We start from the raw sequence: 14,371 nt of genomic DNA, 5'->3' as shown, positions 1-14,371 counted from the left end.
GGATTTCTCTCTGAATGCTAGCCGGCGGTAGTGGCGCTTTATCTCCGAATCGCTGGATAACATAACCTTCTAAATTCAAAGGCGCTTTGGGTAAAATGGCGGCGTTTCAGTGATTTTAGACGACTAATCTAATAGAGAAAGGATTTACGCCAGAAGATGGACCCCTATCAGTTGTATCAAGCGCACTCGTGCGAGTTCTCAGACGACCTGGATTACTATCTGAATTTTTGCCGAGGACATGCAACGCTTGAGTTGTTCGCCGGGTTTGGCCGGGTCAGCAATCATTTGGTCACGCATGGCGTTTCAGTGGAAACCGTTGAAATTCTGCCTGGCTATTCAGAGCAAATAAAGTTGCCCGCGTCATCTAAGCATGTCGAAGATGTTCGCACGTTTTGTAGCGATAAGAAGTTCGAACGAATCTTCGCCGCCTATAACTCATTCTGCTTACTAACCACCGATGAAGACCTGCGCAGTCTATTCTTGTTGATGGACAGGCAATTGCAATCAGGTGGACGGGCCTCTCTCAGCTACTTTCATCCGGATTACTGGGCGCAGGCGATAGATTATGAGTTTGCTCTCAACGGTGCATCCGTGAAAGCGACGCCCGCTTTTGATCTATCGCGTCGCCAGCAAAAACAAGGCGTCTGGAAGGACCTTTACTATCTGAACGACACCGGCGCTTTGGAAAAAAATGTGGTGGAATGCAGCTATCCAGTCCGCATTGTTGAAGATGAAACAGACCTCCTCCCTTTCTTGCACGGCCTGGAGCTTAAGTTTGTTGAGACGGTGGAGAGCTTTGGTAAGGAGAATGTCGTTGAGCCGGGGTGGGTGGATTTTGTTTTTGTTAAGGTTTGATGTTGCGCGGTGAAGCAAGGTATTCATAGCATCATTGAGCAATTAGTCGTTTGCTCTGGAGGCGCTGGGCTGGAACGTGGCATGTCTTGCGATCTTTAGGCATATGCTATCGTTGAGATAGAGGCTAGCCGATGCGTTTACGGGATGGAGTTCTAGGGTTATATACGGGGCATTTAGGAGAAATAATTTCTCTGCCAAAGCTACATTATGAACCCCTTTTGGTCTAAATTGTACGTTATAACAAAGTAATTTCCACGCATACCCGCATTGATGCACTTTTAAGGAGATAAAAATGGCAAAACCGATTGCATTTGGAGCATATCAATTTAAGACGAAGAAAAGTGCAACTGAGGAAGCCAGGAAAAGAATCAACCATTACAAATTTGGTGAACGACTTCGACCAGATGATGAACATTTTTTCGTTTCATTATTTACACTGCACCCAGAGTACTCATCGAAGAAAGGTGCCGGCATAGATTACATAATAGTAAAAAAGGACTTCCACAACAAACGCTGCCTTTATATTCATAGAATAGATGGCACAGAGATAGATTGCAGCTGGGTTAACTGCATACAACCTGCTTCTCAAAAAGCAGTTGTATCTATGGCATTTCGCAGAGCTGTAAAAGAAATTATAGCTGCTTACAGGCGAACAAAATTAAATGAAATAGACGTATGCCCAATTCTTGGGATTAAATTAACTTACGACAATAGCCATGTTTCTTATTTGCCCCCGTCATTTGACAAATTGCTAACCAATTTCTTAGATCTTTATAAAATAAATATTGAGTCTATATCCCTAACAAACCCCAATCCAAGTGATACTGATCAGAGGGGGCAGATAACAGATAAAGATATACTTAAAAATTGGCAATCCTACCACCATAAGCATGCAAAATTGCAGCTACTTAGCGCCGAGGCAAACTTGCGCAGGGAGAAAAGTTAGAGAATACAAATCAATCAATTTTTCCACAAAAAAAAATCATCATAAAATCAGTATAACATCCATTTATTTCACACAGTAACGTTAATCATAAAACCGTTTAATCACATATTTCATTTGGCAGATTCGGGCTTAAACAAAATTCTTATAAGAAACAAAACCGGCTCATCCACGTGTGTTAAATCCGGCCTCAAAGACATATATTCTACTTTCGTTATTATTTCGCATAACCTCCTGAATCTCTGCATTGAGTCTAACAGTATTCGCCACAGCATCAATATTAACGTAGCCCGGGTATTTTCCCATTACTAACGAGGCAAGCCCAGCACTAAACCCATTTTTCATCATAGTAATTTTATTTTCATCAGTGGTCCCATACTTTATTTTCTGATAAAACTCCACATCAAGCATTTTTAGGTCATTCAATATTTCTATAAACTTCATTATCTGGTTATCCAAAAAATCTTGTTCTTCTTTGATACGAACAATAGCAAGGTTAACGCGCTCCTTATTTGTTTTTTCATCAATATTGACCCAACTCTCACTATAGCTTCCTTCACGTGATGTATCGCCCCATTTGTCAACGTAGACCAATGTATCTGGAGTCTCATCCCAATAGTCAAGAAAGCGTTTAATCATTTCGTTGTAAGAGGCATTTCTCATACGCCATGCCAAGAACATCTGGTAAAAATGCTTTGCCGATTCTTCTTTTAAGCGTCGTAGATTCCTGTAAGTATCATCCGGAATGAAATCAATGAATGCATGATGAATTACATCCATAAGCTCTTTAAGGTCATCAATAGCATGTTCATCTTCGCCTACTTTAGCTAAATATTCTGCAATGACAGATTCGCACTCCAGGATCGAAAACTCAACAATATTATTTATATAACAAATCTTACCAACTTCTGTTTCAGCGTACTGAGTATTCCTACCAGTAACACCTGGAGAAAGGTTTTCCAAAACCTCTACGGCCTTTTCTAAGTCTCCCGCATTCCTTTCCGTTATTTTGGTATTTTCTAGAAGAACATTTACAAGTTCATCTTTAATCATTTTGTCGACCTTGACGCGCTCCATGAGAAATGTTTCAACATTTGCATTCCCATGAATGTATCGAGATGCAACAATATATATTTCGGGCTCAAGCAGATTCAAAGAGCCTGATGAAGAGTTAAAAATTTCACCAAAACGACATACTCTGCCTACTAAATTTTTGAACTGAGACGCCGAAAGGTTAGAAAGCCCCTTCTTACATTCTAACAAAAATAGTTTTTCTGCAGGGATATTCACGCCTTCGAGCAAAGTTGAACTAGTTACAATATACTTAATTTCCGGAATGGCTGAATAAAGGTCTTCTATGAAGAGCTTGACCACATCTGGAACAGAACCGTGATGATAAACAACTCCCTTTTTTAAGCAGTCAATCAAACCATAGTCGCGATGAAGAAAATCTGAAATATCTTCGCAGACGGCATCTAATTCATTGTGTTCAACCGCCTCCTCACTCACAGCCAATGTACGTGCAAGCTTTTCAAGTCTAGGCGGTGAATTCAGGTATATAATGTTTTTTTTGCCTGAATATCTCTTCAAGAACTGCACTTCGTTTTCTTTATACTGAGTATCCAGCACCAAAAATTCATTCATAAACTGATCGTAGAGTTTAAGCAATCGGTCACCATCATCTCGAAGGTCTATAGCATAATAGCGTTCCGTTTTTAAGTGCTCTCCAATACGAAACTCTGTAAATCTTGACTCTATAAATCGAGTGTGAAGGTTCTCGGAGTTAACCAGAAACGGTGTAAGGAAGCTAAATGATGTATCCTCACATCTTTTCCTTAATAACGTAATAACCTTGGCTAACAATGTATTTCTACTATCTCCTGAAAGAAGGTTGTGGGCTTCATCAATAAAGACATAGTCAAAGACTAAGTCAGCATCATCTTGGAGAACTCTTAACAAACGCTCTTGGGTTAGGATAGCAATAAATCCCTTATCACCCTCATTGTACATTTCGGGATGTGTGATAATTTTTCGATCAGAGTTTAGTTCGTCAGCGCCATGAAGAACTCTACGTTTCATTTGGGACAAAAGAGCCTTAGTTGGAACTATAATAGCTATTGTCTTTCCCACATGACTGTTACAAAAGCGTACGAGTAACTCAGACTTTCCATATGATGTTGGAGCAATAACAGCGACACCTCGATCAGCCTCTTTCGAAAAATAGTGCGACAAGCTGGCCTGCTCTGATGTTTGATAAATTCCACTTATTCGATAGGTTTCTGAGAAGCTCGATAAGAAAACCGGAAAAAAATGAGTTTGAAAATAGTGGGATAGTGCTCCATTTTTTTCAATTAATTTCGCGACTGGAATAAAGCCCTTATTGATAGCAACATCATATAAAGGTCTATAATCCGAAACAAGATTCGAATACATAACAACAACTCTATATCCGAGATCTTTACAATATTCATCACCAGCATTCATAAGAAGAAGTGAAATTTTAAGAACAGCCTCTCTCTCTCGATCATCGAGATTTTCTCGACGCAGAAGTTTAAAATATAATTTAGAAAAACCAGTATTGCGAAGTATCCGAAGAGTAAACGAGCTCACTATGCTGCCTCCTGATTAAGGAATGCAACAATATTCTCCCAGGTCTCTTTCTGAATCGAAAAGACTGTCATATCTTGAAACAATCCTTCAGCAATGATTTTCTCTGCTTTCTCATGTGCCGCATCAATTGATATTGGATCATCACACCCTCTATATAAAACAGAGACAAGTATAACATTTTTTGATGTGCTATCGGGGGAGTTATTGGTTGCCTCCATATAACACCCTTCCAATATGCGATTTATTTCATCTTTTATTTTACCTCCAGATAGAGCCAGCTTCGCTCCATTAATCGCATTCATCCAGATATGAACCCTGCTATCATTCAATCTATCTTTCAAATCATTTTTGGCTGTATTTAATAGCGTTTTATTAGCACTGTCAGCACCAACATTTCCTCCGCTACCTGACTTCACTTCAGCAATTTTTAGCTCACCACAGCTTTCGTCGAAGACAATAATATCAAAGCCTTTTTTAACACTACTTTCTTCCATATTAAAGTATGGGTTTGCTGACCTATAATCGGGAAACCCCTTAATTAGAAGAATGTGCGCCAACAATTCTCCTATCATTCCCTTTCGTATATCCTCAGACTTCCCGGCGTAGATACGGAGAAAGACTTTAAGTGTTTCTCTATATGAAGCAATAATACTGCCCTCGTCGACCTTGTCCTTGCCGTGACAGATAGCTGCTAGTCTACCTCTGATTTCATTCTTCAACTCATCGGTAAATTGTTCAACCCTGCACACAGTGGCAAGTTCTGTATTCTCCATTATAACTCCAGCTATCATTACTTCCTTGATTCCTTATATTGCATCGTTAATTAAATAAGTCGTCACACAAAAAGCTTGTCGAGATTTAAAATGTCTTAGATCGTACCAAGTTTGAGCTCATTTATGTCCACTTTATGTCGGAAATAGCTATTCATAACTCGATATTGACTAAAAAGATAGCACACCCTCCAGCATCTGCTTTCAGCGACTTAGCGGTTCAAGAGTACTCCTCACTCAGACACTCTGAAAAGCCCTTCGACAGGCTCAGGGCGAACGGGTTAAGGAGTCCACTGGCCGTCTATTACGCATACATGTTCAGCCCCCCTACACTGGTCACGGTATAGTTTGATGAGGCTACTAGCAATGTTATGTTCGCCTATTTATGCTGGGTTACGATTAGCAAATGACACAGGCGCTAGCGGCTTCAGAAAGGACGTTTAGCGGCAATGTATACAGGCATGCCCCCACACACCAAAAATAGATCATGAGGAGTTAATGGGTGAAAAAACTCGTATTATCAATAGCACTACTAGCTGTACCTCAATACGCAGTGTCGGGCGGCACAAGTTGGAGCTTTAAAGTGTCGGCGTATGAAACGGTATCGGAAACAAGCGCCATCATAAAAGTCATCCCTGAAGATCACTTTTTATACGACTGCAAAGAAGCGACGATCACTCTTGAGCTTAAACCAACAAAGACAACTGGCTTATTTGTTTCTAGAGAAAGTCAGATATATTCTCTGGAAAAGCTAAAGGCATCCTTTTTAAGTGGCACAGCGATACGGCTAGGCAGCATGGGAAATGGGATTGCACATACGGCCGGGTGCAATTTTAGGAGTAAAGGTCTTGCTATGCTCGATGAGTACAATGGAAGAAGAGTGGTCTACTCTTTCCATGATCCCATATAAAAATGGACTCGTTGTAGCCAGAGCCCCCCCTATTCAAAGGCCTTTCAAAACACAAACTCCCTGAGACTATAGCCTTAAATCACTTTTCCCCGTAAAGCCGTCCAGTTTTCAGGACTAATACTCGTTCGTATTAGTAAAGTCTGCAGATGGGCCTTTAGTTTTTGGGCGTCAGAACAGGGGGGGGTTGCTTTCAGTGAGTCCATGCATTCTTCGCCAAACCGTCAAAGGACAAAGACTCAACCACCCTCCCCCTCCAATAATCTTAGTAGCCTCGCCATGCATTCATCCAGTTGTTGGCGTTCTTGTGGGTTCAGGGGTTGCAGGATGTTGTGTTCGTTTTGTACGTGGGCGTCGACGGCGCGGTCGATGAGTTCGAGGCCTTTGGGGGTGAGTTGGACGAGTTTGCTGCGGGCGTCGTCTTTGTTGGCGGTGCGTTCGATCAGGCCACTGGCTTCCAGGCGTTGCAGGCGGTGGGTCATGGTGCCGGAGGTGATCATGAGGGTTGAGAACAGGGTTGTGGGGGCCAGGCAGTAGGGTTTGCCGGAGCGTCTCAGGGTGGCGAGGACGTCGAATTCCCAGCCGGTCATGTCGAATTGACTGAAGGTAGCGTCCAGTCTGCGTTGCATGAGGGCGGCGCAGCGTTTCAGGCGGCCGATGGCGGCCATGGGGGTGACGTCCAGGTCGGGGCGTTCTGCGTTCCATTGTTCCAGAATCTTATCTACGGCGTCGGGCGGGCGTTTTTCAGTCATCAGAGGCTCCATTTATTTTATCTTGATATCAAGATTTATCTGTGCAAAACTGATTTTATCTTGAATTGAAGATAAATGCATTGCTTAGCCGTAAATCAAGGAACCTGATATGTACGAGACTGTAAAAGACCTTATCGAAAACCGCGTATCCACTGGCCGTTACGACGCCGAGAAATCCCTGTCTGAAGAGCAGATCACCGAGTTGGTGAGACTGGCCACTCGCGCACCCTCCGCTTACAACTTTCAGAACTGGAAGTTCATCGCGGTGCGTTCGCCCGAAGCGAAGGCCCGTTTGCAGGCGGTGTCTTATGGGCAGAAGCAGGTGGTGGACGCCGCGGTGACCTTTATCATCTGCGGAACGCTGGCGGCGCATGAAGGTTTGGCCAGCGCGTTGCAGCCTTCCGTCGCTGCGGGTTTTCTGCCGCAGGCGTTCAGTGACGGCTGGGTTGCGCAGGCCAGTTCTTCTCATGAGAACAACCCTATGCTGCAACGGGACGAAGCTTTCCGTTCCGCTTCCCTCGCCGCAATGACGCTGATGTTCGCGGCGCAAGGTATGGGGCTGTCCACTGGCGCCATGAGTGGTTTCGATCCGCAGGCCCTGGCGCAGGAGTTTGGGTTGTCGGAGCGGGAGGTGCCGGTGATGTTGGTGACGGCGGGTTACCCGACTGAGGGCAATTGGCCGCAGAAGGTGCGTCGCCCTGTGGAAGAGGTGATGGCGTTGGTGTGATCTTGGCCTCGCAGGGACGCGTGGCTTTCCATTTCTCTTTTCCGCTCCTCATTTTTTAATTCTTCCATTACAGTCTTCTTACATTCATCCATTTTTCAGTTACACCTTTTTCGATTACATTTTTTTCCGTTATACCTTTTGTGATTTCACCTTTTTCGACTGAACCTTTTTCGATTTCATCTATTTCGATTACTCGGTATCACATTTCTCTGTGTTTCATTACTCTGTGATCTATTACTCCGTGTTCCATTGCCTCATTTCGGTTACTCCCTTTCCATTCGCTCTTTCCGTCCATCCGGTCCATTTATCCTGTCGTTTCATACTTTCCCGTTGCTCCCGCTGCCGTTCCTCCTTGTCCATTTAGTCCCTTAAATTTGTAATAGCTTGGACCCCGCCTATATTTATTAAACGAACGTTTTGGCGTTCATGTAAGGGAATTTATGTGAGCAAGAAGCCCAAACTAAAGACCGTGAGGAACGGTTTTACGCCAGAGTCAGACAGTCGTGTGCGCGCGATTGTCGAAGCGGTGGTGGATGGCATCATCACCATTGATAGCCAGGGCGTTATTGAAACCTTCAATCCCGCGGCGGAGCGCATCTTCGGCTATGACGAAGAAGAGGTCATCGGCTGCAACGTGCATATGCTGATGCCCTCCCCCTTCCGCGAACATCACGACGACTATCTCAACAATTATCTGCAAACCGGCAAGGCGCAAATCATCGGCATTGGCCGCGAAGTGCTGGGCCAGCGCAAGGACGGCAGCCTGTTCCCACTCGATCTGGCGGTGACGGAAATGCAGGTGGAAGGCCGTCGCATGTTCACCGGCGTGGTGCGCGATATCAGCGAACGCAAGGCCTCCGAACTGGCGCTGCAGGACCGGGAAGCCCGCGTCCGCGCCATTGTCGATACAGTCGTCGACGGCATTATCACCATTGACGGCAAAGGCTTGATCGACACCTTCAATCCGGCGGCGGAACGCATCTTTGGCTACGCCGCCAGCGACGTGATCGGGTCCAATGTCAGCGTCCTGATGCCGGAGCCTTATCACAGCGAACACGATGGCTATCTCGCCAAGTTCATGCACACCGGCGTGGCCAAGGTCATCGGCATTGGCCGGGAAGTCACCGGTCGCCGTAAAAATGGATCGACGTTTCCCATGGAACTGGCGGTGAGTGAAATGACCGTGGACGGCCGCCGCATGTTCACCGGGGTGGTGCGCGACATCACGGAACGCAAACGCATGGAACGGCAAAAAGATGAGTTCATCGCCACCGTCAGTCATGAACTACGCACGCCGCTGACCGCTATTGGCGGCGCATTGGGGCTTGTGCTGGGCAAGCACGGCGGCGAACTGCCGGAAGTCGTGCATAAAATGCTAAAAGTCGCCTACCGTAATTGCGACCGCCTCACCCTGCTCATCAACGATATTCTGGAAATTGAAAAACTGGAGTCCGGCGCGCTCAAGTTTGAGTTGGAGGACCAGGATCTGACAACGCTGATTCAGCGCAGCCTGGAGGACCACAAGGAGTTCGCCGGCAAGTATCAGGTTGACCTGCACTTCGCTAATCCCTTGCCCAAATCCTGCGTTCACGTGGATGAACGACGCATCCATCAGGTCATGTCCAACCTGATCTCCAACGCAGTCAAATACTCGCCGCGAGGTGGACAGGTCGACGTAGCCATCTCCTGCCTTAAGAGCAAACTGCGCGTTCACGTCAAAGATCAGGGCAAAGGCATTCCTGAAGAGTTTCAACCCCGCGTCTTCGAACGATTCTCGCAGGCGGACAGTTCCGACACCCGCGCGCAAGGCGGCACCGGGCTCGGGCTTAGCATCGCCAAAGCCATCGTGGAGCAGCACGGCGGCGAAATCGGCTTCATTTCCAGGGTTAACAAGGGCACGGAATTCTTCTTCGACCTACCCTCCCGATTGGCGCCCAGGCCGCGTAAGACATCGCCGCATCCTTGCGCGCTGGTTTGTGAAGCGGATAAAGACCTGGCGGAACTGTTAGCGAAAGCCGTCCACGCAGAGGGACTGTGCTGCGAAGTCGCGTCCGACGCGGCGAGCGCTTTACGCCTTCTCGCGGAGAAGCCGTACTGCCTGCTGGTTGTAGACAGCGCGATGACCGATGATGGCGGCTTCACCTTTTTAAGAACCCTGCGCCACGTTGACGCCCTCTCGCAGCCGCCGCTGGTGGCGATTGCGGAGGACAACTATCACTCGGAAGCCGATTCCAGACTGGAAACTGACGGCGTCGCCCCCCTGGCCTGGCTGAGCCGCACCCGCCCAAGTCTAAATGAATTCAGGGCTATCCTTCATCAGGTGTTATTGAAGCAAACGCGGCCCTGCATCCTGCATGTGGAAGACGACCCCGACTTGGTGCAGGTGGCCCGCTCCGTTCTGGAAGAGATCGCCGACATACATCCGGCCGGCGCGTTGGAGCAGGCGCGGCGTATGCTGCAGGAGAATAGCTACGATCTGGTGCTTTTGGATCTGGAGTTGCCGGACGGCTCCGGCGCCGAACTGGTGGACGAGATCAATACCGATGATACGCCCGTGGTGATTTTTTCCTCTTACCCCGCCCCGCCACAACTATCGAATAAAGTTCAGGCCACGCTGATCAAGACTGTGGCGGATAACGCCAAGTTGCGAATGACCGTCCGCAATCTGCTGAGCACGCTGGATCAAGCCGGCGATTCCGCCGCCGAAGCCAATACGCATCCAGGCTCCAACGTCAACGGCCTTAACGGTTCAGCCCGTAGCGCTGCAGCAGGTGACGCCAGTCAGGATGGTCACTGAGCGTCGGCCACTGAGCTTCCATAAAGTCCCTCACGCCCTTGAGCCCTTTTGTCACCAGCATCTTACGCTGGTATTCCTGATGCGGTTGTTTGGAGATATAAAGCTGCGCGCCCACCTGTTCATTCGCCATCAGGTAAAACAATTCCTCCCGGGGAATCATGGTGACCTCGATACGACGCAGCAGGAGCTTGCCGAAGTTGCTGGAGAATGAAGAGGCGTTCTCCCGCTGGATGCGCCCCTCTTCCACCAACTCGTCAATGCCGACATAGCGGTGCCCCAGCACGCCGCCGAAGCTTTTGCCGACCAGGGACTCCGGACCATGGTATTCCACCGGGTGAAGTTTCAGAGACACAATATCATTGCGCCCCATGACCACCCCGTGGGTCCAATCGTAATGTTCCTCTTTGTTATCGCCGAACCAGGACGGATTCACCCAGGCCACCACCGCCTGATCGCCTCGCTCCAGATAGCTGTCTATGCGTTTTCTGGGCAGACTCTGGGGCTCAAAGCGCCATTTTCCGCCGCTGAGTTTGCTGAGTTCAGCACACATAATGCTGGTCAGATCATACCCGTCGCTGTGCAGGCCGTATGGCGGCGAGGTGTAATAGGTCCACACCGGCACGACGATTTCCGCGCGGCTGCTCAGGCTTGCCGTCAAGCCTATCCACAGTGTCAGTCCGAACAGTCTCCACATAGTCGGTCAATCCTTGGAGTCAGTCTCTCATTCCGCGTCACAACGTTCTCAGCGTTCCCAGCGTTCCCAGCGAGTTCTAAGGCATCAGGGTTTTAAACCGTATTTTTCCAGCAGCGCCCGCCATTCCGCGTCCTCATTCAACGCCGGCAGTTGCGCGTTGATGAAATCCCGCACCGCCTCCAGCTTCTGCGTCGCCAGAATCTTGCGCTCATATTGCTGATGAGGTTTGGAGGAGATGAAGAGTTTGTCGCCCAGATGGCCTTGCGAGACCAGGTAAAACAGCTCGCCGCGAGGTATCAGTATGGCGTCGAGGCGGTTGCTCAGCAGTTTGTCCAGGTTCTTGGAGAATGAAGTGGTGTCCTCGCGCTTGATACGGCCGGACTGCGCGAGATCGTCGATCCCCACATAATGATGCCCCGCCACGCCGCCAAAGCGTTTGCCTTCCAGAGATTCAGGGCCGGTATACTCCACCGGATTTTCCCGCAGGGACACGATCTCATTGGCGCCCCAGACGACGCGGTCACTCCAGGCGTATTTGGTTTCCTCTTTATCCTGAAACCACAGGGGGTTCGCCCACAGCACCAGCCCTTGCTCAGCGCCGCTTTCCAGATAGTGATTAATGCGTTTGCGGGGAAGGTACTGAGGTTTGAAAACCCAATCTCCGCCGCTTTTTTCCGTCAGCACCCGGCACAGGGTGGACGTGAGGTCGTCGCCTTTAGAGTCAATCGCAAACGGCGGCGAGTCATAGTAGGTCCACACCTTCACCGTGGTCGCGGCTTGAACCAGCGCGCCGATCATCATGCAAAAGAGACCAAAGACAGCGGAAGTCAAAGAACGTCCCATGCCATCCCCCATATCAGTTAAACCCAGTCAACGAATGGTGAAGCTTGAGCAATAAGTATAGATCAGGGTGAAGAACAGCAACGGCGGCTATCTGGCTCTACCTGCTTCTACCCGTCTCAACTAAGCGGCAGGCAATGATGCGAAAACGAAAAAACCGCATGGGCGAAAGTAGAGCCGCATGCGGGGATGAAGCGAGGTGAAGCTGGCCCGTTCTCATCCCTGAGCGCAGGCCGCAAAATTCATTGGCGGTTGGCTCCGCAGTCTTGGCCACGAAGCCGATTACAGGTCGCTGGAATTAAAATTTGTAGCCAACGCCGACCATGTACACCAGCGGATCGATGTCCACGTCGGTTTTGATCTGCGCGCCGGAATCCAGGTCGATGGTGGCGGTGGTGTCGATGCCGATCTTCCAGACCGCCGCGTTAACCACCAGGTTATCGGTCAATTGATAGTCAACGCCCAACTGGAACGCCGCACCGAAGGAGTTGTCCAGCTTGATCTTGCCGTCGCCCATGGCGTCTTTAAAATCCGTGGTCAGTTCTTCATCAAAGAACAAGGTGTAGTTCACGCCAACGCCCACATAGGGCTGGAAGGCGGAGCCAGCTTCCATTGGGTAATACTGTACGCTGACGGTGGGAGGAAGGTGCGTGACCTCCGCGGTTTTCAGGTCGTCGCCCAGACCATGGGCGGTTACGTCATGAGTGAAAGGCGTCGCCGCCAACACTTCCAGACCAATATGCTCGCGCAACATATAGGTGAAGGTCAGACCCAGCTGTGTATCGTTGTCCACTGATACGCTGGTGCCGTCTACGGAAGTCCCATTCACGCGCAGGGTTGAGCTGTCATCCTGGGGGTCCACCATCGCGGCGCCGACGCGCAGCACCATCTCTCCCGGCTGGTGCGCCATCGCGGAGCCCGCGCAGGCCAGCAGTCCCAGAGCCAACATAGATTTACTTAGCTTATGCATAACATACCCCTACTCTTCACATTCAACTGCAAAATTAAGAATTGATGACGGGGCGGGAGTCTATGCCTTTGCCGGCGAACAATTATGATTTGGATCAAGTGATTAGGGAGGTTAAGGCGCAGCCCGGGTCAGCTTTGACCCAGATCAACGGAAACGCTCTTTCTGCGCCGCCAAGCAGACATCCCGTTATCTTGCGATAGCGCAGGAGCGTGCTATACGTTGTTTAACAGGTTAAGGGAAGAAAGGATGCGGCCATGGAATCCATCATCGATTTTTTCACCGGCAAAGGGTACATGCCTCATGGACACTGTTACCTCTGGAAGCCCGGCATTCTCTGGCTGAACATCAGCTCCGACGCGCTCATCGCCCTGGCGTACATGACCATCCCAGTCACATTGATCTACTTCATCCGTAAACGCCAGGACGTGCCCTTCAACTGGATGTTTATGTCCTTCGGCGTCTTTATCCTGGCCTGCGGGGCCACCCATGTGATGAATATCTGGGTGACCTGGTATCCCGCTTACTGGCTGATCGGGGTGGTGAAAGCCGTCACCGCGGCGGCCTCTGTGATTACCGCCCTGCTGCTGGTGAAGCTGATTCCCGCCGCCCTCTCCATTCCCAGTCAGGCGCAACTGTCCCGGATCAATCAGGAGTTACAGCGCTCCAATGAAGAACTGATGGCGACCAATCGCATGCTGGAGGAAACGCAACGCCAACTCATGCAAAGAGAAAAGATGGCCGCCCTGGGGCGTCTGGTGGCGGGAGTGGCGCATGAGATCAACACGCCCATAGGCGTCATCGTCACCGCCTCCACGCTGCTGACGGAGGAAACCGAGCGCTTGCACAAAACCTACGCCAGCGAATCATTGTCGGAGGAAGAACTGACGGACTACATCGACGCCGCCAGAGACTCCACCCGGCTGATCGCCGCCAACGCCAGCCGCGCCGCCAACCTGATCCAGTCTTTCAAGCAGGTCGCCGTCGATCAGTCCGCTGGCGAAGAGCGACGCTTCAACCTCTCCCAATATCTCCATGAGATCGTCACCAGCCTGTCTCCGGCGCTGAAAAAAACCTCCTCCAGCGTCAGCATTCATGGCCCGCAGGAGCTGGAGGTTTACAGCCATCCTGGCGCACTGTCGCAAGTATTGACTAACCTTATATTGAACTCCCTCACTCATGGCTTCGCAGGAGGTCCGGGTATCGTGGATATCCGCTTTGACGTGGTGGACGATCAGGTGGAGCTGCTGGTGTGCGATAACGGCGTGGGGATTCCCGAGTCCTTACGAGACAAAGTTTTTGAGCCATTTTTCACCAGCAAACGTAATGAAGGAGGTAGCGGCCTTGGCCTGCATATTCTTCATAACCTGGTGACCAACGTCCTGAATGGGAAAGTAAGAATCGCCGATACCGGCGCCGGACAAGGCGTCGCTTTCGCAATCGAATTCCCCAGGGACGGCGGCGATAAGCGTCGCTACGATGGTGACTTTACAGCCTGACAGAATTTGG

At 49.3% G+C, this 14,371-nt stretch carries 12 protein-coding genes; 6 read left to right on the top strand and 6 right to left on the bottom strand.

Translation table 11 applies throughout. The features are described 5' to 3' along the window. Positions 1-156: 156 nt before the first annotated feature. Positions 157-855 carry a hypothetical protein gene (locus tag ONV78_RS22780; protein ID WP_279506650.1) on the top strand — a complete coding sequence of 233 codons (699 nt, stop codon included), beginning with the start codon at positions 157-159 and terminating at the stop codon, positions 853-855. A gap of 292 nt (positions 856-1,147) precedes the next feature. Further along, complete coding sequence (locus tag ONV78_RS22775; RefSeq protein ID WP_279506649.1) at positions 1,148-1,801, top strand: DCL family protein; 654 nt, start codon at positions 1,148-1,150, stop codon at positions 1,799-1,801. A 162-nt stretch (positions 1,802-1,963) separates the two neighbouring features. On the opposite strand, the gene ONV78_RS22770 is transcribed toward ONV78_RS22775, so the two are convergent. Together ONV78_RS22770 and ONV78_RS22765 are read right to left on the bottom strand one after the other, a co-directional pair. Continuing rightward, on the bottom strand, positions 1,964-4,408 hold the full coding sequence (locus tag ONV78_RS22770; RefSeq protein WP_279506648.1) for a DEAD/DEAH box helicase: 2,445 nt from the start codon (positions 4,406-4,408) through the stop codon (positions 1,964-1,966). Then, positions 4,408-5,181, bottom strand: a complete 774-nt coding sequence (locus ONV78_RS22765) for a hypothetical protein (protein ID WP_279506647.1) — start codon at positions 5,179-5,181, stop codon at positions 4,408-4,410. The genes ONV78_RS22770 and ONV78_RS22765 overlap by 1 nt, the downstream gene beginning before the upstream one ends. A 499-nt stretch (positions 5,182-5,680) precedes the next feature. Between ONV78_RS22765 and ONV78_RS22760 the strand changes: the two genes are divergently transcribed. Continuing rightward, entirely contained in the window at positions 5,681-6,088 is a 408-nt protein-coding gene (locus ONV78_RS22760; protein ID WP_279506646.1) for a hypothetical protein, read from the top strand. A gap of 236 nt (positions 6,089-6,324) precedes the next feature. On the opposite strand, the gene ONV78_RS22755 is transcribed toward ONV78_RS22760, so the two are convergent. Then, the gene (locus ONV78_RS22755) at positions 6,325-6,837 is read right to left on the bottom strand and encodes a MarR family transcriptional regulator (protein WP_279506645.1); all 513 of its coding nucleotides are present in this window, start codon (positions 6,835-6,837) and stop codon (positions 6,325-6,327) included. A 109-nt stretch (positions 6,838-6,946) separates the two neighbouring features. On the opposite strand from ONV78_RS22755, the gene ONV78_RS22750 reads away from it, so the two are divergent. Together ONV78_RS22750 and ONV78_RS22745 are read left to right on the top strand one after the other, a co-directional pair. Further along, the gene (locus ONV78_RS22750) at positions 6,947-7,564 is read left to right on the top strand and encodes a nitroreductase family protein (RefSeq protein ID WP_279506644.1); all 618 of its coding nucleotides are present in this window, start codon (positions 6,947-6,949) and stop codon (positions 7,562-7,564) included. 442 nt (positions 7,565-8,006) lie between these two features. After that, positions 8,007-10,361, top strand: coding sequence for a PAS domain S-box protein (locus ONV78_RS22745; protein WP_279506643.1), 2,355 nt, complete (start codon positions 8,007-8,009; stop codon positions 10,359-10,361). On the opposite strand, the gene ONV78_RS22740 is transcribed toward ONV78_RS22745, so the two are convergent. From ONV78_RS22740 to ONV78_RS22730, 3 genes are all read right to left on the bottom strand, one after another. Beyond that, complete coding sequence (locus ONV78_RS22740) at positions 10,306-11,055, bottom strand: amino acid ABC transporter substrate-binding protein (protein WP_279506642.1); 750 nt, start codon at positions 11,053-11,055, stop codon at positions 10,306-10,308. The genes ONV78_RS22745 and ONV78_RS22740 overlap by 56 nt on opposite strands. Before the next feature lie 84 nt (positions 11,056-11,139). After that, positions 11,140-11,898, bottom strand: a complete 759-nt coding sequence (locus ONV78_RS22735; RefSeq protein ID WP_279506641.1) for an ABC transporter substrate-binding protein — start codon at positions 11,896-11,898, stop codon at positions 11,140-11,142. A 295-nt stretch (positions 11,899-12,193) separates the two neighbouring features. Further along, a complete protein-coding gene (locus ONV78_RS22730) occupies positions 12,194-12,865 on the bottom strand; it encodes an OmpW family outer membrane protein (protein WP_279506640.1) in 672 nt (223 codons plus the stop codon). 254 nt (positions 12,866-13,119) lie between these two features. On the opposite strand from ONV78_RS22730, the gene ONV78_RS22725 reads away from it, so the two are divergent. Then, positions 13,120-14,361, top strand: a complete 1,242-nt coding sequence (locus tag ONV78_RS22725) for a HAMP domain-containing sensor histidine kinase (protein ID WP_279506639.1) — start codon at positions 13,120-13,122, stop codon at positions 14,359-14,361. The last annotated feature ends 10 nt before the right edge of the window (positions 14,362-14,371 follow it).

It is taken from the genome of Hahella sp. CR1 (assembly GCF_029813005.1).
In the GTDB taxonomy this organism is placed as follows: Bacteria; Pseudomonadota; Gammaproteobacteria; order Pseudomonadales; family Oleiphilaceae; genus Hahella.
Note: the sequence above shows the minus strand (reverse complement) of the source record. Positions and strands in the feature narration are given on the sequence as shown.